This window comes from Bacteroides fragilis NCTC 9343, assembly GCF_000025985.1.
In the GTDB taxonomy this organism is placed as follows: Bacteria; Bacteroidota; Bacteroidia; order Bacteroidales; family Bacteroidaceae; genus Bacteroides; species Bacteroides fragilis.
Window position 1 is genome coordinate 884,326 of the sequence record NC_003228.3, and the last position, 24,033, is coordinate 908,358.

A 24,033-nucleotide genomic window follows, 5' to 3' on the forward strand; every position below is an offset into this window, starting at 1 on the left:
TATCTGCCATGGAACATCCTGAGAATAACGAAGCGTATAAAGGTTTGGTTGTGAATGCAGGCATTGAACAACCGTCATCTGTAAATCCTTATCTGAAACGGAAGGTAAAGAAGCGTCAATTGTCGGTTAGTGAGTTTGTGGAGGGGATTGTCAAGGGAGATGTGACGATCTTGAGTCAGGCTGTGACTTTGGTAGAAAGTGTGCGTCCTGAACATCAGGCTACTGCCCAGGAAGTTATTGAAAAATGTCTGCCCTATTCCGGAAATTCAATCCGTGTAGGTATCAGTGGTGTACCGGGAGCCGGTAAAAGCACCTCGATTGATGTCTTTGGATTGCACGTTCTCGAAAAGGGAGGTAAGTTAGCTGTTTTAGCCATCGACCCGAGCAGTGAACGCAGCAAAGGAAGTATTTTGGGTGATAAAACTCGTATGGAGCAGCTTTCAGTGCATCCTAAATCATTTATACGTCCCAGCCCTTCCGCCGGTTCTTTGGGGGGAGTAGCCCGTAAAACCCGTGAAACAATCATTCTGTGTGAAGCGGCCGGCTTCGATAAGATATTTGTAGAGACGGTGGGAGTGGGACAGAGTGAAACGGCTGTTCACTCGATGGTCGATTTCTTTCTGTTGATTCAGTTGGCCGGTACGGGAGACGAACTTCAAGGTATTAAACGCGGTATCATGGAAATGGCAGATGGTATTGTGATTAATAAGGCTGATGGTAGCAATATCGATAAAGCCAAATTAGCCGCTGCTCAGTTCCGTAATGCTTTGCATCTTTTTCCCGCTCCCGATTCCGGATGGACACCGCGTGTACTCACATATTCCGGATTCTACAATCTTGGGGTAAAGGAAATATGGGATATGGTGTATGAGTATATCGATTTTGTGAAAGGTAATGGCTATTTTGAATATCGCCGTAACGAACAAAGTAAATACTGGATGTATGAAAGCATCAATGAACAGTTACGTGACAGTTTCTATCATAATGCCAAGATCGAATCGATGTTACAAGAAAAGGAGCAACAAGTGCTCAGGGGAAATCTGACCTCTTTTGTTGCTGCCAAGAGCCTACTCGATACCTATTTTGAAGATCTGAAATAATGATAAAGGTGTGTCAAAATTCTGTGGTGAGTTATGACACACCTTCCAAATCTGCTTTCGATTTACTTTGAGTCACAAAGTAGACTCCAAGAAATACTAATGCGATTGCAACTCCTTTTTCCCAGCCGAAGCTTCCGATTCCCATTAAAATAGCAGCAATAGAAGCAACAATAGGCTGTACATAATTATACATGCTTACTACTGTAGGGCGCATTAGTTTTTGCGCGGTCATGATGCAGATGTAAGCAATGAAACTTCCACATAGTACCACATAAAGTACTTGATAGATGGCGGCTGTCGAAATGCTGTCCCATTTAATGCTTGCTATATCCTGGTATGAGAAAGGAATATAACAGATGGATGCATAGATAAACATCCACTTATTAATCGTGATGGCCGAATAGCGTTGGGATAACCCTTTGAATACGGTTAAATAGATGGAGAAGCTAAGTTGCGCAATCATGCAAAGTAAATCTCCCCAAATGCTTCCTCCTCCTGCACTTACTGCCTGACTGCTTAGAATTAAGATTAACGCTCCCATTGCTCCGATAAAGATGCCCAAAACCTTTTTGTTGGTAACCGGTTCTTTCAGATAGATGGCCGCTACAATCATAGTGATGATAGGTGAAGTTGTTGTTACGATAGATGCGTCTATCGGAGAAGTGAGAGACAATCCGAATATAAATATCCCCTGATTGAAAACAAGGGCAAACAGAGAAGCAAAAAAAATCTTCACCATGTCACGGTGTCCTACCTGCTCTTGTTTGCAGAAAGCGGAAAGTATCCAGAAAGCTGCTGCGGCACCTACCATGCGGAAGGTGGTTACCGAAAGCGCTGAGAACTCTGCCAATGCCGATTTACCGATGGGGGACATCAGCCCCCACATCATGTTGGCTGTAAATGCCAATGCGTGTCCTTTCAGATTCTTATCAATCTCCATACCGAAAATGTTACCTTTATTGAAAACTGATGCAAAAGTAACCAATTTATCGTTTGAATTTTCTATATTTGTTTAATTTAAATGCAACCATTTATGGAACTATCAGCCAATTATATCAAACGAATTGAAATAGACGGATTATGGGACCGTTTCAATATAGTCTGGGACCTTCGTCCGGATGTCAATATACTATCCGGAATCAATGGAGTTGGAAAAACCACTATCCTGAATCGATCGGTCGGGTATCTCGAGCAACTGTCGGGTGAAGTGAAGAGTGATGAAAAAAACGGAGTACATATCTTTTTCGACAATCCCGAAGCTACTTACATTCCTTATGATGTTATCCGTAGTTACGATCGTCCGCTTATTATGGGGGATTTCACAGCCCGTATGGCAGATAAGAATGTAAAGTCCGAACTCGACTGGCAACTCTATCTGTTGCAGCGCCGTTATCTGGATTATCAAGTCAATATAGGCAATAAGATGATCGAGCTGTTGAGCAGCAATAACGAGGAAGAACGTAGTAAAGCAGCCACGCTTTCCATTGCTAAACGTCGTTTTCAAGACATGGTTGACGAACTATTCAGCTATACCCGTAAAAAAATAGACCGTAGACGCAATGATATTGCTTTCTATCAGGATGGTGAACTTCTGTTTCCTTATAAACTTTCTTCCGGTGAAAAGCAGATGTTAGTTATTCTGCTTACTGTACTTGTACAGGATAATGCCCATTGCGTATTGTTCATGGACGAGCCCGAAGCTTCTTTGCATATCGAATGGCAGCAAAAGCTGATATCGATGATCCGTGAACTGAATCCGAATGTGCAGATTATACTAACGACACATTCTCCTGCAGTGATCATGGAAGGATGGCTCGATGCTGTGACCGAAGTAAGTGATATTGCAACCAGCTATAAGTAGGATTTAACTAAAACACGACCTATGGCAATCAGTCTCAAAGACAATCTGACTTCTTCCTATTTCAATGCTGCTCATAAGTTATACTCTAAAAAGGCGCGCCGCCGGATTGTAGCTTATGTTGAGAGTTATGACGATGTAGCTTTCTGGCGTACACTGCTTGAGGAGTTTGAGGACGAAGAACATTATTTTCAGGTGATGCTTCCTTCGGCTACATCTTTGGCTAAAGGCAAGAAAATGGTACTGATGAATACCCTTAATACGGCCGAGTTAGGCAAAAGTCTGATTGCCTGTGTGGATAGCGATTATGACTTTTTGTTGCAAGGAGCTACTGCTACTTCACGTAAAATTAATCGTAATAGATATATTTTTCAGACCTATGCTTATGCTATTGAAAACTATCATTGTTATGCCGATAGCTTGCATGAGGTCTGTGTGCAAGCCACTTTGAACGACAGACACCTGATTGACTTCAATGAGTTTATGAAACGATACTCTCAGATTGCTTATCCACTTTTCCTGTGGTCTGTCTGGTTTTATCGTCGTCATGATACTTATACGTTTACTATGAGTGAATTCAATGCCTGTGTTCGTTTGCACGATGTCAGCTTGAGGCATCCGGAACGTTCTTTGGAGGCAGTGAGGCGTTCGGTAACGTCTAAACTTTCTGAGTTATCCACGCGTTTTCCACAAGGTATCGAAGAGGTCGATAAGTTATCGGTCGAATTAAAAGGACTTGGAGTGCTTCCTGACACAACATATCTGTTTATTCAGGGGCATCACATCATGGACAATGTCGTGATGAAAGTATTGACTCCCGTTTGTACAGCCCTGCGACGCGAACGGGAACAAGAAATCAAAAAATTGGCGGAACATGACGAACAATTTCATAATGAACTGACTTGTTATCAAAACAGTCAGGTCAATGTGGAGGTAATGCTTCGCAAAAATAGTGCTTACAAAGATTTATACCTTTATCAATGGTTGAAAGAAGACATAAAAGAGTTTTTATATGGAACAGATAACCGAAAAAATAAATGACTTATTCGTTTCCTGGGGATTTGACTCCAGTGAAGTAGGTCCCATTATGACACTGGTACTGATTATTGGCATTGCCTTTTTAGCCGATCTTATTTGTCGTAACATTCTTTTAAGAGTAGTTGCCAAACTAGTGAAAAAGACCAAAGCAACCTGGGATGATATTGTGTTCGACCGTAAAGTTTTGATTTACCTCAGTCATCTTGTCCCTCCCATCATTATTTATGTGTTGATTCCTTTGGCTATTCCGAATGTAAGTGCCCTCGATTTTATCCGTCGTATCTGCATGATTTATATCATTGCGGTTTTTCTGCGTTTTATCAGTGCATTTCTGTCGGCTGTTTATCATGTATACAGTGAGCGAGAACAGTTTCGTGATCGACCATTGAAAGGTTTGTTGCAAACGGCACAAGTGATACTATTTTTCATTGGAGGAATTGTTGTTATCAGTGTATTGATAGATAAATCTCCGATGGTATTGCTCACCGGGCTTGGTGCTTCGGCTGCCATCCTGATGTTGGTGTTTAAAGACAGTATCATGGGATTTGTGTCCGGCATTCAACTTTCTGCAAATAATATGCTGAAAGTAGGTGACTGGATTGCTATGCCCAAATACGGAGCCGACGGTACGGTGATTGAAGTGACGCTCAATACGGTGAAAGTGCGCAATTGGGACAATACCATCACTACCATCCCTCCCTATCTGCTGGTCAGCGATTCTTTTCAGAATTGGCGGGGTATGCAAGAGTCCGGTGGACGGCGTGTGAAGCGTTCTATCAATATCGATATGAACAGTGTAAGATTCTGTACCTCCGAAATGTTGGCTAAATATAAGAAAATCCAATTGTTGACCGATTATGTGGAGCAGACCGAGCAGGTGGTGAAAGAGTATAATAAAGAACATCACATAGACAACTCTATTTTGGTCAATGGGCGACGTCAGACCAATCTCGGAGTATTCCGTGCCTATCTGACCAACTACTTGAAAAGTCTTCCCGATGTCAATAAGAACCTCACTTGTATGGTACGGTATCTTCAGCCCACCGAACAAGGTATTCCGGTCGAACTTTACTTTTTTTCTGCTGTGAAAGAGTGGGTACCTTACGAAGGAATTCAGGCCGATGTATTCGATCATCTGCTTGCCATTGTTCCGGAATTTGGTTTGCGCGTATTCCAGAATCCTACGGGAGAAGATTTTCGGGAGTGGAATAGAAGAAATTAAAAAAGTGTGTTATATTTGTGGCTAATAATACTATATTAGCTATGAATGCACTACAAAGCAACATTATTCGGGAGATCACTCCGTTGTCCGATAAGGATTGTTTCTACATTGCCGAACGGTATAAAACGGAGTTTACTTATCCCATTCACAATCATGCCGAATTTGAGCTGAACTTTACGGAGAAAGCAGCCGGTGTGCGACGGATCGTCGGTGATTCGGCAGAAGTGATCAGTGATTATGATTTGGTTCTGATTACCGGAAAAGATCTGGAACATGTATGGGAACAACATGATTGTCATTCGAAAGAGATCCGTGAAATAACGATTCAGTTCTCTTCCGATCTTTTCTTCAAAAGTTTTATCAATAAGAATCAGTTCGATTCTATTCGTGATATGCTTGAGAAAGCTCAGAAAGGTCTTTGTTTTCCGATGTCCGCCATCCTGAAAATTTATCCCCTTCTCGATACGCTGGCATCCGAGAAACAGGGGTTTTATGCTGTCATCAAGTTCTTGACCATACTTTATGAACTGTCACTTTTCAATGAAGAGGCCCGTACGTTGTCAAGTTCTTCCTTCGCGAAAATCGGCATTCATTCGGATAGCCGCCGTGTGCAGAAAGTGCAGGAATATATTAATGCCCATTATCAGGAAGAGATCCGCCTGAATCAGCTGGCTGATATGGTAGGAATGACTCCGGTATCTTTCAGTCGCTTCTTTAAATTGCGTACCGGTAAGAATCTTTCGGACTATATCATTGACATTCGTTTGGGGTTTGCTGCCCGCCTGCTGGTTGATTCTACTATGTCTATTGCTGAAATCTGTTATGAATGCGGGTTTAATAATCTTTCTAATTTCAATCGGATCTTCAAGAAAAAGAAAGAATGTTCGCCCAAAGAGTTTCGTGAAAACTACAGGAAGAAAAAGAAACTGGTATAATTTTATGTAGGAATGCCTACCGAAAGATAGGAATCTTTTCTCATTTGGTAATGGAGTAAATATTGTTTCTTTAATTGATTCGGTAAAAATGATTTTTCGACTAAATCTTGTACTTGTTCTGCCTTTTGGCAAAAGCTTATTAGCTCTTTATGAACTCTTTTGGGGGGAATGCCGATGCGGATACCAAATTCTATGAATTCTTTTCCTGTAACCGCACCGTCATTTCCGTTTAACGTATTCTCTTTAAACAAGCCACGTTGTAAAGCAAATACATGATCATCAAAAATATGCAGTCTGGTATTTAGCAAATCATATGCCGGAGCAAGTATAAAATCTCCAGAAGGAGTTTCTAACAAAGAGAAATTTTTAGCATGAGCATCTCCATTTGAAAAAAGGAAGTTGAAAATAACTAATCGAAAGAATTTTAGAACCTCTACAGATGATGCTGAGACGTACTGTTTGATAATATCCGCCATCTCTTCATAACTTAATACATCATATTTGTAGTTGGGACCTTTATTCCCCTTTGATATTCCGGCTAAAGAAGCAAAATCTTCTTTTCTGAATTTTCTTCCATTGGGTGCAATGTCAAAACGTCGTGTGATATAGGCAGGTTCATCATTTTGAAAAAAACAGAGCCCATTGGCTGCTGTAGGAATATTGTAAACTTGCGAGGCTATTTGCATGGTTAAGTGTTCATTGGCCGGACTTATCTCTTTGTTGGCATATTCAGAAAGTTTGGTTTTAAGTAACAATGTGGCTTGCTCCTGTTCCAGTGATAGTCTCATTTGCCCATTATCTACTACAAGAGAGTATTTTTGTTGAGCTCCGGATATAGACATGTGTTTGTTGTTATTCTGAAATTCTTTTTGTTCCGTTTCATTATTGTCCATGCCATTGTATGGCAGTATATGGTTTACCTTTTGGCTATTGAACAGCTCTTTCAATGCAACAGGCGAATAGGTTGAGAATCCCTTTTGTAAAGTAGAAGGACAGCAAGTTAATTCAATCATAGTCGAGAGGTTTTATGGTTACAGCCCCAGCCGTGTCGGTATGTGCTGTAGCTAATAAAATACCAAAATCATCTTTTTCATCAATCTGCAATAATCTTGCCTGAACGATGCGGTTGTGCCCTTCTGACAGCATGTTGGCAAAAAAAGGAAATAGATAATGGGAAGTATATTCCTGTTGTTGTTTTGTCAATGTCAGGCTTATGGAGGGCTTTGATGGATCATTGAAATATTCGTCATCATAGCGAAATTTATATTCGTTAGAAGATAATTCCGTAATAATGCCTACCCGTTCTTTATTCAAGTATACGACTCCTTGTCTCATAGATGTCCCTCCTTATTTTTAATTTTCAGAGAAAGTTCTAATCCTAATACCTCCAATATGGCATAGAGCTTTTGAAAATTAATATTTATTTCTCCATTTTCAATTTTTGTTATAGTATTGATACTGATTTGTGCTAAATCGGCAAGTGTTTGCTGATTTATACCCAACATTTTTCTTCGTTGGCGAATCTGTATTCCAATTTGTTTCATATTCCCAATATATTGTGAATTTGAAACAAAAATACTAAGTATTTGTTTGATAAGCAAGGAAATTCCCAATATATTGTGAATTTGAGCTTTTTGTGGCTTGAGTTATGTACCTTTATCATGAAATTCACAATATATTGTGAATTTGATTACGGCTATTTGTACTTTTGATTTTAGAATGACAGAGATTTCTTTTTGTTTGTAGAGTGTTTCTCAATTAACATTGTTAACTCCATTTCTCCGTTATTTTATTCTTGTGTGCAAATAACAAGCCTTTTGCATTGAAAACACTTGCTATTTGCATTTAAAGAACAAGCTTTAACGTAGCGTTAAAACAAAGCTTTGGGCGAGAGAAATCTTGTGCTTTAAAAACACTGTGTTTTAGTTCGTTAAGCACACTTTTTACTTCTTTGTTTCACTGAATCCTTTTCTGGTCAAAAGCCTGTATACTTGCTTTTTTGTCAACTACAAATAGGGGACTGACACTCTCTGCTACCTTCTTTTCGTCTTGTTTAGCGCCGCTATCAGGTATCTTCCTTTGGCTCCGATGTCGCTCCAGCAAGTGTTGGCAATCAGTTTCCATACCGTCGTTCCCTTCCTCCCATAGTCCGACAGCCTGAGTATGGAGTTTACTTCCCCGGTGTCGGTAATGCTCAATCTCTTTAGCGTGTCCATCAGTCCCGAGTAATTGTGCGTCATTGTATTGAAGGCGTATCCCGGTATCGGGAGATAAGCAGAATCCCCCTTCCGCTCTTCTTCCTCCCCTTTGGGGGGAGCTGAGGGGGGAAATTCTTTATTTTCCTCTGCTTTCTTTTCTTTTACTTTACTTTGTCCGGAATTGCATGCATTTTTTGCGTCAACGGCTACATGATGTACTACATTTTTCGGGTTAACAGGTGTTTTTTCCTTTTTGAACAGCTCTGGTTGCTGAATTTCTTGTAGTGCCGGGGGAGTGTCGGCTTTTCCATTTTCTTTTTCCGGTTTCACCATCAGGTAAGGGAGCTCCGACAACTCTCTTTTCCTTCGCTTTGTCGCTTCCATCCATACTTTCTGTATACTTTCCGAAGTCAGTATTCCGTTTTCCTGATAACTGTTTCTGTCCAGTATTCCTTTGGTGAACAGAATCTCGATGATCCCCTGCACCTCTTCTGCCTGCACCTCTCTTCCTGCCTTGTTTGCGAAAATCAGGCATTGTTCTTCATCCCATCGTATGTAGTATCCCTCCTTGTAAATCTTACACATCAGTTTCAGCACAATTGCCGACCCTTTTATTCCATATTTTGCTTCTATCACTTCCATTGCGTTCTCTTCCATGAAGTTTACGCCCACCGGAAAATAATTGATCCCGTCGTATGCTATTGCCATATTTGTTTTTTTAGATTAGTTGTTTGTACTTTCAATAATACATTTACCACAAATTACTCCGGATTTCCAAAGACGTTTTCACTTGATTCCTCAAAGTATAAATAATTCATCCGTGAAAATCCGTGTAATCTGTGGTGACGCCCTATACGATCGGTCTCCACTCCATGAAGTTCTCCACCTGGAATGTCGTCCATCGCTGTTCGTCCACATTCCAGTAGACTACTGCGCCTTCTATTTTTGTGGGATCATACTTCTTACGGAACTCCGCTTCGTAGTAAATCAATGTTGCTTTCACCAGTTGGAAACTCCCGTTTTGTTTTCGGTAAGCTACCGTCGCATGTCCATATTGCATATGGTCCAGGAGTGCTTCAAGTCGTTCTGCCATCCATTCGGCGCACGACTCGGTGTATCCTTTCTCGAAGACGATCCGTTTTTTCCATCTCAGTTTCATGGCTTCACTTTGTGATGCCGGGCTTTTCAACTTCTTCATATTATAATGATTTTAAAGTTTATAAATTGTTTGTCGGCCCGAAGGTAGAGTGTTTGCCGATTAGGTTGGAGTATAATAATTCATGGTGTGTTTTCTTGTCTATTTTATGCCAATGGATTTATCTCGTAGCATTTCGTTCCAGATGGTGTTTGTTTCCTTTAGAATAGTGCTGAACTTCAATGGAATGAATATTCCATTTCGAATATTCCCTAATAGTTTTTTGTCGTCTATATATCGTGCTAATGCAACTTGTGATGTCTCCTTTTTTATACCCATTGCCCCATCTTGATAGAGTGTGATTAGTAGCTTTAAGCATTCGTAGTGTTTCAAAACAATCCCTTGTATGGGTTTCTCCTTTTTTCGTCCTCTGTTTGACTTAAGGTCTCTATTGTCAGAGATTTGCTTGTTGTCCGTTTTGTTTTTTTTGAATTCTTTTTTTTTCTTCTTGTTGTTTGTTTTCGTAGTTCATAATCTTTTTAATTTTAGTGATTTTTATTTGTATAAAATGTTGCAAAGGTATGAACGAAAAATTTAGTAAACTTACAAATATAAGATAAATTGTGGAGTTTAATTTCTTTTTGGAGGTAAGCTGTTGGCTTATAGTGAGATAATTTGTTTAAGGAGAGATGTTTCAAAAAACGTTCGTCTATTTGAACGCAAAGATAAGGGGTATTTTCATAATAGCAAAATGTTTAATTAAAAAAAAGATTTGCACTCTTGCCTTTCTACCTTAATATATTAATTTCTAGATAGATATCTATGGATAAAAATCTCTTTTTTATCTGTCTGCTTTTATGTTTCGATACTGAAAAAATGAATACAAAAATAGTGTTCAAATAGACGAACGTTTAAAAACACGTTTTTTTAGTATAATTCGTTTGTTTATAGTTTCTTACCAGATAGGTAATGAGTAACTACAAGAAACCGTGGCAAGAGAGTACAAAGCTTGCCGTATATTACATAAAGTACTCGCAAGTGATTGAATTTCAAGTGTATGTAAGAAGTTCAAAGCCCCGGGAGAATGTCCTTTTCTGAAATAATCGTATAATGGAAGTGGAAAAAGAGACCGAAATATGGTTCGCTATGCGTGCCACTTATCGTCGAGAGACTGACGCTATGCGGTTGCTTGCGAAAGAGAACTTGGGCTGTTTTGTTCCTATGCAATATAAGATAAGTATAAAGAAAGGGAAAAAAGTCCGTGTTTTGGTTCCTATCATTCACAATCTGATTTTTATTCATGCTTGTCCTTCCGAAGTGAAACGTGTCAAGTCTATGGTTGCTTATTTGCAATATATCACCGATACCCGTAGCGGCAAGAAGATAATTATCCCCGACAATGAAATGCAGCGTTTCATCGCTGTAGCCGGTACTTACAGTGACCATCTTTTATACTTTCAACCCGATGAACTCAACTTGTCCAAAGGAACCAAAGTCCGTATTACAGGTGGTGACTTCGAGGGCCAAGAAGGTGTTTTCCTGAAAGTGAAAGGTGCCCGGGATCGTCGCGTAGTCATTGCTATACAAGGTGTCATAGCCGTTGCCATGGCCACTATTCACCCTGATCTTATAGAAGTAATCAAATAATTCATAATTCAAATTTATTATGACTCTTTCCGAAGAAGTAGCTTCCCTTCAGCGTGCCGCGCACGACCTGATGTATTTGGGCATGGACGGGAGTCCCATTTACAGCGATGACTTGTCCCGCCGCAACAATGAAGTTTACCGCTTGACCACAACATTGTATAATTCCGGTGTCCAAGGTTCCACGGTTGAAGAACAGGCCTCTGTCTGTCTCGCTCTCCTAATGGGTTACAACGCATCGTTCATCGACCACGGAGAAAAGCGCGAACATGTCCAGAAGATATTAGATCGTTGCTGGGATATCCTCGATACTCTTCCCGCTTCACTATTGAAGCTTCGTCTGCTTACCGCCTGCTATGGTGAGGTATTCGACGAGCCTTTGGCTGACGAAGCCCGTGCAATTATCGCTTCTTGGGATTCGGTATCACTTACTACTGAACAGCAAGAGGCTATCAACGAGTTTCAGACTGTGGTGGATAATCCTTATCCGTGGGAGTATGTTGAAGAATAAATTTGGATGAACGAAAGATAATATGCTTAATGTAGATAATTTTATCGGCGAAAATATTACTTTTCGTCGTTCCAGCATGTTTGCTCCTGATATTGCAGCAAACAGTGATCGTCTTCGCCAGGAGGTTGAAGGTAAGAGTTTATTGGTGATTGGTGGTGCGGGTTCCATCGGTTCTTCCTATATAAAAGCCATTCTTCCTTTTAAGCCTTCCAAACTTGTTGTGATCGATTTAAACGAGAATGGATTGGCCGAACTTACCCGTGATTTGCGTTCCACTTATGGGCTGTATATTCCGAAGGAGTATCGTACTTATACCCTGAACTTTGCAGATCCCATCTTCGAGCGGATGTTCCGTAAGGAGCAGGGTTTTGATATTGTAGCCAACTTTTCGGCACACAAGCATGTACGGAGTGAGAAAGACGAATATTCGGTACAGGCTCTGATTGAAAATAATGTAATAAAAGCCAAGAAACTGCTTGATCTGTTATCGGAATTTCCTCCCCGTCATTTCTTTTGTGTTTCTACGGATAAAGCAGCCAATCCTGTGAATATAATGGGGGCTAGCAAGCGTATCATGGAAGATATGATAATGGCCTACTCCTCTAAATTTAAAGTCACTACTGCCCGTTTTGCCAATGTCGCCTTTTCCAATGGCTCCCTATTGGCCGGTTTTATTGACCGTATCATGAAGAAACAGCCTTTGGCTGCCCCCAACGACGTGAAACGTTACTTTGTTTCTCCTGAGGAAAGCGGTCAGATCTGTATGCTTGCCTGCGTTCTTGGAAATAATGGAGAGATTTTCTTTCCAAAGTTAGGTGAGGAAAAGATGATCACTTTTTCTTCTATCTGTGACCGTTTCCTCCGCACTTTGGGTTATGAAAAAAAAGAGTGTGCTACAGATGAAGAAGCCAGAAGATATGCTGCCGAAATGCCGGATGACAGCAAGATATATCCTGTTGTTTATTTTGAAAGTGATACCACGGGTGAGAAAGGCTACGAAGAGTTCTATGTGCCCGGTGAAAAGTTAAATTTGGAACGTTTTTCTTCTTTGGGTGTGATTGAGGATGCCAGTAAACGTCCTTTGTCTGAATTGGATTCCTTCTTTGATGAACTGGAGTCTCTCTTTGCCCTTCCGGATTGCCATAAGTCTGATATCGTGACTGCACTTAAAAGATTTCTTCCCAATTTTGAACACGTGGAGAAAGGAAAGAATTTAGACCAGAAAATGTAAGTTAATTAAATAATATACAATGGAATATCAAATCCCTTTATTTCAGTTGAATTTCAATGAAGATGAAATTCAGGCAGTAGCAGACACTATTCGTTCAAAATGGATATCTACAGGTCCTAAATGTGAAGAACTGGAGAATTTGTTTATTGAAATGATGAATGTGAAGTATGCAGTGAGTTTATCTAATTGTACAGACGCTTTGCATTTAGCTTGTCTAACTAGTGGCATTCAACCGGGAGATGAAGTACTTTGCCCTTCTTTGACTTTTGCTGCATCTGTCAATTGTATTCGATATGTGGGGGCAACACCTGTATTTTGTGATATTGTAGGTCCGAACCATATAAATATTGATCCGGAAGATATAAAAAGAAAAATAACTTCGAAAACAAAAGCTATTATCGTCGTTCACATGGCGGGTTTTCCTGCAAAAATGGATGAAATTATGTCCATAGCTAAAGAATATGACCTCAAAGTCATTGAAGATGCTTGCCATGGGCCGTTATCCGAATATAAAGGAAAAAAATTAGGTACAATTGGAGACGTAGCCACGTTTAGTTTCTTTTCGAATAAGAATATTAGCACTGGAGAAGGCGGGATGTTGATAACCAATAATGAAAAGATTGCATCTAAAGCCCGCTTACTTCGTTCACATGGTATGACCACAATGTCATATCAAAGAGCTAAAGGTCATGCTACCGCATACGACATCATTGATTTAGGTTACAACTTTCGTATGGATGATATACGTGCATCAATAGGTTGTGTTCAGATGCGGAAATTACAGGCTGATTTAGAGAAACGTGTTCGTGTCAGAAGCAAATATATTGAGGAACTTTCTAAAATAGGAGGGCTCATAGTCCCATTTGCAGATAATACAGAATTTGTTTCAAATTATATAATGCCGGTTGTTTTGGTTAACTCAACTAAAGATAAAAGGGACAAAATAAGAAATAGAATACATGCATCAGGTATTCAAACCAGCAACCATTATCCGGCAATACATAAATTCTCGATTTATAAAGATTATGGTGCAGTTTTACCTCAGACCGAATATGTTGCTGATAATGAAATAACATTGCCAATGTATGCCGATTTGACGGATGAACAGATTGAATTTGTAACTCACACTGTGGATGTTGCAATCAATGGATAACAAAGTAATATTAGTGGGTGGCTTCCATGAAATTATAGAGCTTTGTGAAGATAACGATATTGAAATAGCAGGTATAATTGATAACTATCTCACAAATGATACATATTGGGGATATCCGATCATAGGTACGGACGATAAAGCCAAAGTCTTGTTTGAAACATATAAGAATGTTCCGGTATTGATAACTCCGGATGTACCTCATGTTCGTTATAAGTTATACCATTATTATAAAAGTATTGGTTTCCAGGTGGCTTCATTAATCAGCCGGGATGCATCCATCTCCCGTAGTGCAATAATAGGTGAAGGAACAATAATACAGAGAGGTGCCAATCTCTCTTCAAATATCAAAATAGGACAGATGGTTAAAGTAAATACGAATGCCAATATTATGCATGACTGTCTAATCGGCAATTATGTTACTGTAGCGCCTAATGCTGTCTTATTAGGGAAAGTTGAGATTGATGACAAGGCTTATATTGGTGCTAATGCAACTTTATTGCCTTCAGTAAAAATAGGGGAAAATGTAACAGTGGGAGCAGGTTCTGTTGTTACAAAATCAGTCCGTCCTAATACTGTAGTAAAAGGTAGTCCCGCTAAATGACTTTTTTCTCATCTATTCTATTTATTACGCATTTAAATTATAGAGAAATAAACAGTAAATATGCTTCTTGATAAAATACAGAATCTAATCATTCAGTCTGATATTTCTATCTTTCAATCGATGAAGAAGATGGATGAAGAGAAAGTAAAGCTTCTATTTGTCTTTAGAGGAGATTGTTTTGTTGGAATTTTAACAATTGGAGATATCCAAAGGGCTATTATCAAACAAAATGATACAAGTATGCAAATAAATAATATCCTTGATCAGAATAAGGTATTTGCGTATAAAGGTGAAAGCCTTGAAATAATAAAGAATAAAATGATTCATTTACGTGCGGAATGCATGCCCATACTCGACAGTAAAGGTGAATTGGTTGATGTCTTGTTTTGGAAAGATTTGTTTATTGATGAAGTACGTGTGGATGACAGGAAAATAGATTTACCAGTAGTTATCATGGCAGGCGGTAAGGGCACGCGTTTAAAACCCCTCACAAATGTCATCCCTAAACCCTTAATCCCAATAGGAGATAAAACAATTCTTGAGGCAATTCTGGATCAATTTGAATCTATAGGTTGTAGTAAATTTTATATGTCAGTAAATTACAAATATGATATTTTAAAATTTTATCTGGCTCAGTTGGATCATAAATACGATATTCGTTTTTTTAAAGAGGATAAGCCATTGGGTACAATTGGAAGTGTTTCATTACTAAAAGATAAAATATCAACTCCTTTTTTTGTTTCTAACTGTGATATAATTATAGATCAGGATTATAGGGACGTATACGATTATCATATTAACAATAGTAATGATCTTACAATTGTTACGGCTGTTAAAAGAACACGTATTCCTTATGGGGTTATCGAAACTATTGAAAACGGATTAATGACTGAGTTGATTGAGAAGCCTGAATTTACCTATATGATTAATTCGGGAGTTTATATATTACAGCCTGAATTAATCAATGAAATTCCAGAAAATGAATTATTTCATATTACTCATCTTATGGAGAAAGTAAAAAGTAGAGGTGGTAAAATAGGGTGTTTTCCTGTCAGCGAAAAGTCATGGACTGATATTGGAGAATGGAACGAATATCTAAAGCTACTTGGAATCTAAGATATTTATTATTTTTATAATTAATTGATAGAGTATACAATAAATGTTTTTGATTTAATAGAAGAAAGTGGCAAAGACAATTCTTGAAAAAACAATAACTGGATTTAAGTGGACAAGTACGAGTACAGTGATAAGCAGTATAGCTAAGTTCTTACAGATTGTGATTTTAACTCGTTATTTAGATAAAAATGATTTTGGCCTAGTTGCAATTGCATTACTTATAATATCATTTACAGATATTTTTTTAGATATGGGAATATCTTCAGCTGTGATGTATCGGAAAAATATTACAAAAAACGAGTATAGTTCTTTGTTTTGGTTAAATATTGTAATGGGAATCATTCTATTCTTTTTATTATTAATTTCTACCCCTTTTATTGCAGAATATTATAAATTGAGCGAATTGAAATATATATTACCTTTATTATCTTTAAATTTATTATTTCTATCAACTTCTCGTTTACAAAGAACTATCCAGCAAAAAGAATTTAGATTTAAATTTGTAGCCTTAATAGATATCTTTTCTTCATGTTTAATGCTTTTGTCTGCTATGATTTTAGCAGTAATGGATTTTGGTATTTATAGCCTTGTTTTTTCGACTTTGATAGGTACTTTTTTCATAAGTATAGTATATTTAATATTGTGTTTTCATATAGAAAAAAATGTTAAGTTGCATTTTGCATTTAATGATACTAAACCATTTTTATCTATAGGATGTTATCAAATAGGTTCAGCTGTTTTTGATTTTTTTAGTCGTGAATTAGATATTATATTGATCAGTAATGTGTATTCTTTAGAAATGCTAGGCGTTTATTCTTTGTGTAAGCAATTAGTATTAAAAATATATTATTTAATAAATAGCATATTGCCTAAAGTTGTAACTCCTTTTTTAGCTACAATACAAAGTGATGTATTATTACTCAAAAAAACTTTTTTGAAATTGGTGCAAATAATTTCTATTATTAATTATCCACTTTTTTTTATAATAGCTGCATTTTCTCCATTAATTTTGCTTATAGTGTATGGTAGATCTTATCAAGAATATTGGATTATTTTGACAATATTGTCCGTCGTATATGGTATTAATTGTACAAGTACACCTGTCAGTAGTTTGCAAATTGCATTAGGTAGAACTGACATTGGTCTGAAATGGACAATTTGCCGTATAATATTATCTTGTCTTTTGTTAGGAATTGGAAGTTGCTTTAACTTTAATATCTTTATTACATTTATTTTATTTTGTACTCTGGTTTCAGTACCTTTAATGGTTAGGATGAATTTACATAAAATGATATCCGTAAATTTAGTTGAATACCTTACAAAACAATTATTTCCTTTAAAAGTTTCTTTTATTCTAACAATAATAGCGTTGCTTTTTCAGAAAATATATACTTTTAGCTTATTTGAACTGTTTTTAGGAATAATTTTATATATAGCTATATATTTGACAATATGTTATATTTTTAGAAAGAAATTATTTATTTCTTTACTTAGAACTATTAAAAATAGGAAAGAATGAAATCTAAGATTTTAATTGTAGGGGAGTCTACAGATAACCATGTTAGGCGGTTATTAACTCATCTCAATATTTTAGATAAAGAACATCAATTAGATATCGATATTTTTGATTTATATTTTCATTCTAGAGAAACCAGTTTTTTATGCTATAAAATATATAACACAAAACACTTGTTTTTTAGATTTTTATATAAAATAAAAATACTACGTTCATTGCTGAATTTGTTGGATGTTTATATTTCATTCTTACCTATTTTGAAACATCGTTATGATTTAGTTAATGTACATCTCTGGAATAGAAATTCTTTTTTTTTATATCCATTTTATAGAATAATAAGTCCTAAATTAATGATCTCTCCATGGGGAAGCGATGTCTATCGTATCAATGCTTTTGACAAACTGATAGCTAAATTATGTTATCATAAAGTTGATTACATTTCTGTTGCTCCTATTAAGTTTCGGGATGATATTGCGACGTTATTCAATGTACCGGATGGTAAATTTGTAAATTTAGGATTTGGTTCTGATACAATTGATGCTATTAATGCACAAAAAAAACTTTCGAAAGAAGAAGCTAAAAAGAAACTTGGGCTAGAAGATTCTTACATTATTACATGTGGCTATAATGCTTCTATTTCTCAGAATCATCATAAATTATTGGATGCAATAGAGAAAATCCAGTCGCAATTACCAGAAAATCTGTGTTTGGTTTTTCCTTTTACTTATGGCGGTACTGAACTCTATAAAAAAGAAATAAAACAGCGTCTTGAAACATGTGGCATTCATTATATTATGTATACAAACTTTCTTTCTTTAGATAAACTAGTTGCTTTAAGAAAATCATCAGATATCTTTATTCACATGCAGTCTAGTGATGCATATTCAGCGAGCGTTCAAGAATATCTGCTTTGTGATACTGCTGTAATTAATGCTACTTGGCTGAGATATCCTACTTTAGAAAAGTATGGAAAACCCTATAAACAGATTGACACATTTGAACAACTGCCAAACTCTATTTTAGAGATTTTGTCTGGAGATTTCCCAGTTATTTCTTCTAAATTGAAGTTGGAGATAATTAATAATGGTTGGAATGAAAAAGCGAAATACTGGATGAATTTTTATATTGAAAGATGCGCCCAGAAATCTAATGATAAATTTTGATGAAATAAATGTTTATTTATATAATAACTTTTTTGTTAGGAATTCTTTTAGATAGCTTTCGTGTAAATAAAAATATAAAAATAGTTTTTATCATTTGGCTTTATATATTTTTATGTTTCGGTTATATGACTGGCTCTGACTGGAGAGCGTATGAACTGCAATACCAATCAGCAGATTACTACTATTATAATGCTACCTATGAGAAAGGTTTTTATACTTTATTCTATTTTCTTAAATTATTTATTAGTGATTTCTTTATCACATTAGCTTTTTTGAAATGCATATATTTATATACGTTAATTCGTTTGTTCCGACAAATAACTCCTCTTTGGATTTCTTCTATTTCAATTTTATTGCCAATAAGTTTATTATTTATGTTGGTAGATAATCCATTGAGGTTTATGACGTCAATTATTTTTTTGAATATAGGACTGGGATATTTACTGAATGGCCATACAAAAAAGTTTTTAATGATTGCTGTTTTAGCTCCATTTTTTCATATTACTACTATTTTTATTGTTTTCATTTTATTGTTGATTAAATTTGATAATATTATATTTCGCTCCAAAAGGCTTATACTTATTGTATTATTTTTTATAGTTTCTTTTGCTTTTAGTTCTACAGGCCCTGTATCTAACTTAATATCACAGCTTATTCCTCAACTTGAATTATTAGGAACCAAAAATTTTGGTTCTTATTCAGTCGAAGATAATGATGCTTTTTTCACTATTGGTTCAATGATAAATGCTTTTCTGTTTATAATTATTGTTTCATTTAGGAATTATATTGTTGAACACAACCAACAATATGGAAAGAAGATATACTCATATATTATAATTTATTTTTTTCTATTCAGAATATTATTGATTGTGCCTAGTGGCTTTAGATTAGTAATTCCTATGGGATATTTTTTGTCAATAGCGGTAGCAATGTTACTAAAGAAAGGTAATTTACTCAAGTTGCTTTTCGTTTCATATTTTATGCTTCTCATGTCAAAGTCATTGTGGCAAGGATATGTGTATTTACCATACTCAAATAGCATTTGGTATATATTAACAGAACATAAACAGTATAGTGAACGAGATAATAATAATATAAACTTTTATAGGCAGAGAACAGGTAATTCATTGTAAAAAGCCGGAATATGAAGAAGATTGCAATGATCGTCAAAACAAATAGTTTGGAATTTGATGATCGAATACGAAAAGTGTCATTGGCACTTTCTAAAGATGCGGATGTGAAAATATTTGCATTGTTGAATGATAATACAGAAAAAGATGATATTACAAGTTATCGCATCCATTACCATTCATTTAGCTTGAGGTCTAGAGCTCTATTTCCATCAAAAAAACTCCTATTGCTTAAAACACTAGAATTTTACTTGAAAGTGATAATGCATGTAAGAAAGTATGATGTATTATGGGCGAATGATGAAAATACTTTTTTATTTCCTTTGTTCGCAAAAAAGAACAAGACTGTATGGGATTTGCATGAAATACCTGAATTGTTTTTGAATAATAAATGCAAGTGGATTTTCCATTATATAGAGCGAAAATCATTAAAAATCTTACATGCTAATCCTTTTCGTTTGGATTATCTTTATGAACAAGGTGTTATATCTGATAAGTCGAAACATAGTTATATCAGAAATTATCCAGACCATATCTTTTTGGAGAAGTGTATAGAATCACCTGTTTATGAAAGATTTATTAAATGGCTTAAAGGAGAAAAATATGTTTATATACAGGGAGTGGAACAGAAAGATAGGTATCCTTTTAATTCTATAGCTTGTGTATTAGATGCTACGAATTACAAAGTTGTAATTATTGGCGGTCTTGATTCCGATGAAAAAGTTGAATTGGAAAAGAAGTATGGTGATAAGTTTAAAGAACGGGTGTTTCTTGCAGGATGGACAAATCAGTTATCGTTATCTTTATATTTAAAAGATGCTATATTCACTGTGATATTATATACAAAAGATACTCCGAACAATAGGTATTGTGAAGCAAATAGGTTTTATCAAGCATGTTCTTTAGCCATCCCAATAATTTGTGGTAGTAATGAATCTATGAAATCAATAGTTGACGAATTTAAAATGGGTGTATACCTTGAATCCGACGGACGGGATTTGCATGAATTAATAGGTGCTGTAAAAATGGTAGATAGTAATTATTCTCTATATAAAGATAATTCTATACAATGCCGAAAAATGTTTATTTGGGATGAAAATATGGTAAAAAAAGAATGGTGGGATAAGTGAATTATTTTTATGATGGATACATTGATTACGTTAGATTATGAGCTGTTTTTAAACGATAAAGTTGGTACCATTGATAAATGCCTAATCGAACCGATGGAACAACTTAATAAAGTATGCTTAATACATGATATAAAAGTGACTATTTTTGTTGATGCAGCTTATATCTATAGGTTGAAACAACTCTCTGAAAAAAGTAAAGATGCAAGAAATGAATATAATAAAGTTATAAATCATGTGAAATCCTTATCTCAATTTGGACATGATATTGAATTACATATTCATCCTCAGTGGTTTTATTCTAATTTTGATAATAAAATCTGGAATTTAGATTGGGAGCATTACAAACTTTCTGATATGTCTTTTGATGAAGTTATCCCGAGATTTAATGAGTGTGTGCATCTTTTGGAAGAGATAGTTGATTCTAAAGTTATTGGATTTAGAGCTGGAGGATATTCAATACAAAATTTTAATTTGTTTGCTGATTTGTTGAATTCAAATGGTATCAAGATTGATTCTTCTGTATTACCACGAGCTAGGACGGCACGAGATAATAAAACTCATAATTATGATTACCGTTTTGTTCCGCATAAGGCTTTGTATCGATTTTTGACAAATGTTGTTAATGAAGACAAAAACGGTTATAACTGGGAGTTACCTATAAGTACTTTTCGACAAAATTTGATAGGCTATCTTCTTGATAAGAGAAAAAACATGAGAGCTTATCAATCTGTTAACTGGGGGGATGGGGGTGATGACCCTCTGCCATTTTATAAAAGAATTACAAGCGGAGTGAAAAAATTATCGCTATTCCATACTATTTCCGCCAGTATTGATTATCAAAGTTTTTTCCATATAAATAAAGTTTATCAGCATCATAAGCATTTGAAAAGTGATTTCTTTACAATTATAGGCCATCCAAAAAATTTCTCTCCAGACTCTCTGAGTTATTTAAACCAATTTCTATATCGTTTGGAAAAGGATAATATTCGAATAATCACTTTGAAAGATTTATTGAAAAATATAGAATGAAAAAAATAATAGTAATTTCTCCTTCTATAACAGCAACACATATTATAAAAAGAGTCACAGCTCTTCATCAAGCGGGTTTTATAGTTGAAGTGTTTGCTTTTAATAGAGGAGATGGTGTTGGAGGAAACTATCCTCCAGGAGTTAACGTTACGGACTTAGGACTAGTTCCCAACGGAAAAGGATATGTAGGAAAATTCTTCAGAGCAACTTCTAAACTAAAAAAAATATTCAATTTATATCGGAATGAAAACTGTATGTATTTTGCGTGTTCTTTTGATTTAGCTCTGATAACTTTACTGTTTTCAAATAAAAAATACATTTATCAAATTTCAGATTTAGTTTATGGCTATTTTCCTACCACTTTAATTAGATCTTTTTTTAAGACCATCGATAAATTAATTATTAAGAAATCAATTACTACAGTAGTTACATCTGAAGGTTTTATAAAGTATTTGGGAAGTAAAAATATTGCAAATAAATTTATCTATCAACCTAATAATTTACCCAAAGAAGTTTTAGGAAAAAATATAGAAATATCAGAATGTCCGACTAATGATCATTTTATTTTTTCTTTTATTGGATTTGTAAGAGCTGATTCTGTTCTCCTGTTTGCGAAAACTGTCGGTGAGTATTTCCCAAATTATAGCTTTCATTTCTATGGTAAAGCTATGAATATGACAGTAATTGATAATTTAATAAAAGAGTATCCTAATATCCATTATTTTGGCCCTTATAAATATCCGGATGATTTACAAAATATTTATGAGAAAGTTGATCTGGTCGTATCTTGTTATGATGTAAAATCTTTGAATGTCAGATTAGCTGAACCTAATAAATTATTTGAATCAATCTATTATGGGAAACCAATAATAGTCTCTTCTCATACATTTTTAGCTGAAAAAGTAAATTCAATGGGTGTAGGTTTCGGAGTAGATGCCAGTGATATGCAAACCATAAAAGAATTTATATCCGGACTAACTTCCACAGAAATAAAAAATAGAATTAATAAAATAAAGTCAATCCCCAAAGCAACAATGATTGACGATGGAGCAATTCAGCTGTTAAAAAAAATAGAAACGAACTTTAAGAATTGAATTGATAAATATAAACGATGATGAAAGCATGTTTTATGGGGTTAGGCTATATTGGCCTTCCTACTGCAATTATTGCAGCAAAGCACGGAGTACAAGTAACAGGAGTAGATATTAATCCTAAAGTGGTAGAAATGACCAATCAGGGTAAATTGCATATCATAGAACCTGGTATGCAGGATCTACTTGAAGAGGTCGTAAGCAAAGGTCAATTGATAGCTTCTACTACTCCCAAGGAGAGCAATGCCTATTTTATAGTAGTTCCTACTCCTTTTAAGGGGAATCATGAACCGGATATTTCATACGTGGAAGCAGCTACACGTGCTGTTGTTCCTTTTTTGAAAGAGGGAGATTTGTATGTGATTGAATCGACTTCTCCCGTCGGCACTACAGATAAAATGAAAGATTTGATATTCTCTCTTCGTCCAGAGTTGAAAGAGAAAATTTATATTGCTTATTGTCCAGAACGTGTATTACCGGGTAATGTTATTCATGAACTGGTACATAACGATCGTGTGATTGGAGGAATGAATAAGGAATCGACAGATAAAGCTATTGAGTTTTATAGCCAGTTTGTAAAAGGTACTTTACATCGTACAAATTGTAAAACGGCAGAAATGTGCAAACTAACTGAAAATTCATCCCGTGATGTGCAAATAGCTTTTGCCAATGAGCTTTCAGTGATTTGTGATAAAGCTGGCATCAATGTTTGGGAATTGATTAGTTTAGCAAATAAACATCCTCGTGTAAATATACTTCAACCTGGTTGTGGCGTTGGGGGGCATTGTATCGCCGTAGATCCCTATTTCATAACAGCAGATTTTCCTATTGAATCTCAAATAATAGCCAAAGCTAGAGAAATAAATAATTATAAAGCTTTTTGGTGTGCTGAGAAGGTAGAAAATGCGATGTTGAAATTTGAATTGGAACACCACCATAAGCCAACGATAGCTATGATGGGGCTAGCTTTCAAACCGGATATTGACGACCTTCGAGAAGCCCCTGCCAAGTATATTACAACAAAGGTCATGCAAAGTTGTAATAATGCGGATATTTTAATTGTAGAACCGAACGTCAGCGAACATAAGGTTTTTAAACTGACTGATTATAAAGAAGCTTATGCAAAGGCTGATATTGTGGTTTTTTTAGTAGCACACTCTGTTTTCAAGGCATTACCATATGTTAGCGACAAAGTAATTCTTGATTTTTGTGGCATTTATAAAAAATAATAA

The 24,033-nt window shown here is 35.9% G+C and carries 24 protein-coding genes; 18 read left to right on the forward strand and 6 right to left on the reverse strand.

The window, feature by feature from the left end; genetic code table 11:
• The first annotated feature begins 8 nt into the window (after positions 1-8).
• Positions 9-1,100 carry a methylmalonyl Co-A mutase-associated GTPase MeaB gene (gene meaB, locus BF9343_RS03360; RefSeq protein WP_005784891.1) on the forward strand — a complete coding sequence of 364 codons (1,092 nt, stop codon included), beginning with the start codon at positions 9-11 and terminating at the stop codon, positions 1,098-1,100.
• A gap of 31 nt (positions 1,101-1,131) precedes the next feature.
• Here meaB and BF9343_RS03365 read toward each other — a convergent pair whose 3' ends face one another.
• Positions 1,132-2,040 (reverse strand): DMT family transporter, encoded by a 909-nt coding sequence (locus BF9343_RS03365; protein WP_005801389.1) that lies wholly within the window; start codon positions 2,038-2,040, stop codon positions 1,132-1,134.
• 93 nt (positions 2,041-2,133) lie between these two features.
• Here BF9343_RS03365 and BF9343_RS03370 point away from each other — a divergent pair, with 93 nt between their 5' ends.
• From BF9343_RS03370 to BF9343_RS03385, 4 genes are read left to right on the forward strand one after another with little or no spacing between them, the layout of a single operon-like run.
• Positions 2,134-2,961 carry an AAA family ATPase gene (locus BF9343_RS03370; RefSeq protein WP_005784896.1) on the forward strand — a complete coding sequence of 276 codons (828 nt, stop codon included), beginning with the start codon at positions 2,134-2,136 and terminating at the stop codon, positions 2,959-2,961.
• 21 nt (positions 2,962-2,982) lie between these two features.
• The gene (locus BF9343_RS03375) at positions 2,983-3,999 is read left to right on the forward strand and encodes a DUF4435 domain-containing protein (RefSeq protein WP_005784898.1); all 1,017 of its coding nucleotides are present in this window, start codon (positions 2,983-2,985) and stop codon (positions 3,997-3,999) included.
• The gene (locus BF9343_RS03380; protein ID WP_010992159.1) at positions 3,971-5,218 is read left to right on the forward strand and encodes a mechanosensitive ion channel family protein; all 1,248 of its coding nucleotides are present in this window, start codon (positions 3,971-3,973) and stop codon (positions 5,216-5,218) included. Before BF9343_RS03375 ends, BF9343_RS03380 begins: the two co-directional genes overlap by 29 nt.
• Before the next feature lie 41 nt (positions 5,219-5,259).
• Entirely contained in the window at positions 5,260-6,153 is an 894-nt protein-coding gene (locus BF9343_RS03385) for an AraC family transcriptional regulator (protein ID WP_005775503.1), read from the forward strand.
• A gap of 2 nt (positions 6,154-6,155) precedes the next feature.
• Here the strand turns inward: BF9343_RS03385 and BF9343_RS03390 are convergent, their stop codons facing one another.
• The 5 genes from BF9343_RS03390 to BF9343_RS03410 all read right to left on the reverse strand — a co-directional run bounded on the left by BF9343_RS03390 (position 6,156) and on the right by BF9343_RS03410 (position 9,549).
• Positions 6,156-7,166, reverse strand: coding sequence for a type II toxin-antitoxin system HipA family toxin (locus BF9343_RS03390; protein WP_041926169.1), 1,011 nt, complete (start codon positions 7,164-7,166; stop codon positions 6,156-6,158).
• Positions 7,159-7,488 (reverse strand): HipA N-terminal domain-containing protein, encoded by a 330-nt coding sequence (locus BF9343_RS03395; protein ID WP_005784907.1) that lies wholly within the window; start codon positions 7,486-7,488, stop codon positions 7,159-7,161. Before BF9343_RS03395 ends, BF9343_RS03390 begins: the two co-directional genes overlap by 8 nt.
• Complete coding sequence (locus BF9343_RS03400) at positions 7,485-7,697, reverse strand: helix-turn-helix transcriptional regulator (protein ID WP_005818358.1); 213 nt, start codon at positions 7,695-7,697, stop codon at positions 7,485-7,487. Before BF9343_RS03400 ends, BF9343_RS03395 begins: the two co-directional genes overlap by 4 nt.
• Positions 7,698-8,186: 489 nt before the next feature.
• Complete coding sequence (locus BF9343_RS03405; protein WP_010992160.1) at positions 8,187-9,059, reverse strand: DUF4373 domain-containing protein; 873 nt, start codon at positions 9,057-9,059, stop codon at positions 8,187-8,189.
• A 142-nt stretch (positions 9,060-9,201) separates the two neighbouring features.
• Entirely contained in the window at positions 9,202-9,549 is a 348-nt protein-coding gene (locus tag BF9343_RS03410) for an SH3 beta-barrel fold-containing protein (RefSeq protein WP_005784912.1), read from the reverse strand.
• 1,047 nt (positions 9,550-10,596) lie between these two features.
• Here BF9343_RS03410 and upgY point away from each other — a divergent pair.
• The 13 genes from upgY to wecC all read left to right on the forward strand — a co-directional run bounded on the left by upgY (position 10,597) and on the right by wecC (position 24,030).
• A complete protein-coding gene (gene upgY, locus BF9343_RS03420; RefSeq protein WP_005784914.1) occupies positions 10,597-11,133 on the forward strand; it encodes a capsular polysaccharide transcription antiterminator UpgY in 537 nt (178 codons plus the stop codon).
• 19 nt (positions 11,134-11,152) lie between these two features.
• On the forward strand, positions 11,153-11,641 hold the full coding sequence (locus tag BF9343_RS03425; protein ID WP_005813291.1) for a UpxZ family transcription anti-terminator antagonist: 489 nt from the start codon (positions 11,153-11,155) through the stop codon (positions 11,639-11,641).
• Positions 11,642-11,663: 22 nt separating this feature from the next.
• Positions 11,664-12,872, forward strand: a complete 1,209-nt coding sequence (locus BF9343_RS03430) for a UDP-N-acetylglucosamine 4,6-dehydratase (protein WP_010992162.1) — start codon at positions 11,664-11,666, stop codon at positions 12,870-12,872.
• A 19-nt stretch (positions 12,873-12,891) separates the two neighbouring features.
• Complete coding sequence (locus tag BF9343_RS03435) at positions 12,892-14,025, forward strand: DegT/DnrJ/EryC1/StrS family aminotransferase (protein ID WP_010992163.1); 1,134 nt, start codon at positions 12,892-12,894, stop codon at positions 14,023-14,025.
• Positions 14,018-14,626: an acetyltransferase gene (locus BF9343_RS03440; RefSeq protein ID WP_010992164.1), complete on the forward strand. Its 609-nt coding sequence runs from the start codon at positions 14,018-14,020 to the stop codon at positions 14,624-14,626. The genes BF9343_RS03435 and BF9343_RS03440 overlap by 8 nt, the downstream gene beginning before the upstream one ends.
• Positions 14,627-14,686: 60 nt before the next feature.
• Positions 14,687-15,742, forward strand: coding sequence for a sugar phosphate nucleotidyltransferase (locus BF9343_RS03445; protein ID WP_010992165.1), 1,056 nt, complete (start codon positions 14,687-14,689; stop codon positions 15,740-15,742).
• A 67-nt stretch (positions 15,743-15,809) separates the two neighbouring features.
• Entirely contained in the window at positions 15,810-17,261 is a 1,452-nt protein-coding gene (locus BF9343_RS03450; protein WP_010992166.1) for an MOP flippase family protein, read from the forward strand.
• Positions 17,258-18,421 (forward strand): glycosyltransferase, encoded by a 1,164-nt coding sequence (locus BF9343_RS03455; protein WP_010992167.1) that lies wholly within the window; start codon positions 17,258-17,260, stop codon positions 18,419-18,421. The genes BF9343_RS03450 and BF9343_RS03455 overlap by 4 nt, the downstream gene beginning before the upstream one ends.
• 32 nt (positions 18,422-18,453) lie before the next feature.
• On the forward strand, positions 18,454-19,554 hold the full coding sequence (locus BF9343_RS03460; protein WP_010992168.1) for an EpsG family protein: 1,101 nt from the start codon (positions 18,454-18,456) through the stop codon (positions 19,552-19,554).
• Positions 19,555-19,565: 11 nt separating this feature from the next.
• Positions 19,566-20,681 (forward strand): glycosyltransferase family protein, encoded by a 1,116-nt coding sequence (locus BF9343_RS03465; RefSeq protein WP_010992169.1) that lies wholly within the window; start codon positions 19,566-19,568, stop codon positions 20,679-20,681.
• A 9-nt stretch (positions 20,682-20,690) separates the two neighbouring features.
• Positions 20,691-21,710, forward strand: a complete 1,020-nt coding sequence (locus BF9343_RS03470) for a polysaccharide deacetylase family protein (RefSeq protein ID WP_010992170.1) — start codon at positions 20,691-20,693, stop codon at positions 21,708-21,710.
• Positions 21,707-22,804 (forward strand): capsular polysaccharide-like protein, encoded by a 1,098-nt coding sequence (locus BF9343_RS03475; RefSeq protein WP_010992171.1) that lies wholly within the window; start codon positions 21,707-21,709, stop codon positions 22,802-22,804. The genes BF9343_RS03470 and BF9343_RS03475 overlap by 4 nt, the downstream gene beginning before the upstream one ends.
• Before the next feature lie 20 nt (positions 22,805-22,824).
• On the forward strand, positions 22,825-24,030 hold the full coding sequence (gene wecC, locus BF9343_RS03480; RefSeq protein ID WP_041926171.1) for a UDP-N-acetyl-D-mannosamine dehydrogenase: 1,206 nt from the start codon (positions 22,825-22,827) through the stop codon (positions 24,028-24,030).
• The last annotated feature ends 3 nt before the right edge of the window (positions 24,031-24,033 follow it).

Bases quoted from the DNA above. Each gene is read 5' to 3' on its own strand.
- BF9343_RS03470 (WP_010992170.1), top strand. From the start codon at position 20,691: ATGATGGATACATTGATTACGTTAGATTATGAGCTGTTTTTAAACGAT.
- BF9343_RS03435 (WP_010992163.1), top strand. From the start codon at position 12,892: ATGGAATATCAAATCCCTTTATTTCAGTTGAATTTCAATGAAGATGAA.
- BF9343_RS03385 (WP_005775503.1), top strand. From the start codon at position 5,260: ATGAATGCACTACAAAGCAACATTATTCGGGAGATCACTCCGTTGTCC.
- wecC (WP_041926171.1), top strand. From the start codon at position 22,825: ATGAAAGCATGTTTTATGGGGTTAGGCTATATTGGCCTTCCTACTGCA.
- BF9343_RS03380 (WP_010992159.1), top strand. From the start codon at position 3,971: ATGGAACAGATAACCGAAAAAATAAATGACTTATTCGTTTCCTGGGGA.
- BF9343_RS03465 (WP_010992169.1), top strand. From the start codon at position 19,566: ATGAAGAAGATTGCAATGATCGTCAAAACAAATAGTTTGGAATTTGAT.
- BF9343_RS03370 (WP_005784896.1), top strand. From the start codon at position 2,134: ATGGAACTATCAGCCAATTATATCAAACGAATTGAAATAGACGGATTA.
- BF9343_RS03405 (WP_010992160.1), bottom strand. From the start codon at position 9,059: ATGGCAATAGCATACGACGGGATCAATTATTTTCCGGTGGGCGTAAAC.
- BF9343_RS03425 (WP_005813291.1), top strand. From the start codon at position 11,153: ATGACTCTTTCCGAAGAAGTAGCTTCCCTTCAGCGTGCCGCGCACGAC.
- BF9343_RS03410 (WP_005784912.1), bottom strand. From the start codon at position 9,549: ATGAAGAAGTTGAAAAGCCCGGCATCACAAAGTGAAGCCATGAAACTG.
- BF9343_RS03395 (WP_005784907.1), bottom strand. From the start codon at position 7,488: ATGAGACAAGGAGTCGTATACTTGAATAAAGAACGGGTAGGCATTATT.
- BF9343_RS03375 (WP_005784898.1), top strand. From the start codon at position 2,983: ATGGCAATCAGTCTCAAAGACAATCTGACTTCTTCCTATTTCAATGCT.
- BF9343_RS03430 (WP_010992162.1), top strand. From the start codon at position 11,664: ATGCTTAATGTAGATAATTTTATCGGCGAAAATATTACTTTTCGTCGT.
- upgY (WP_005784914.1), top strand. From the start codon at position 10,597: ATGGAAGTGGAAAAAGAGACCGAAATATGGTTCGCTATGCGTGCCACT.
- BF9343_RS03455 (WP_010992167.1), top strand. From the start codon at position 17,258: ATGAAATCTAAGATTTTAATTGTAGGGGAGTCTACAGATAACCATGTT.
- BF9343_RS03390 (WP_041926169.1), bottom strand. From the start codon at position 7,166: ATGATTGAATTAACTTGCTGTCCTTCTACTTTACAAAAGGGATTCTCA.
- BF9343_RS03440 (WP_010992164.1), top strand. From the start codon at position 14,018: ATGGATAACAAAGTAATATTAGTGGGTGGCTTCCATGAAATTATAGAG.
- BF9343_RS03445 (WP_010992165.1), top strand. From the start codon at position 14,687: ATGCTTCTTGATAAAATACAGAATCTAATCATTCAGTCTGATATTTCT.
- BF9343_RS03365 (WP_005801389.1), bottom strand. From the start codon at position 2,040: ATGGAGATTGATAAGAATCTGAAAGGACACGCATTGGCATTTACAGCC.
- meaB (WP_005784891.1), top strand. From the start codon at position 9: ATGGAACATCCTGAGAATAACGAAGCGTATAAAGGTTTGGTTGTGAAT.
- BF9343_RS03475 (WP_010992171.1), top strand. From the start codon at position 21,707: ATGAAAAAAATAATAGTAATTTCTCCTTCTATAACAGCAACACATATT.
- BF9343_RS03400 (WP_005818358.1), bottom strand. From the start codon at position 7,697: ATGAAACAAATTGGAATACAGATTCGCCAACGAAGAAAAATGTTGGGT.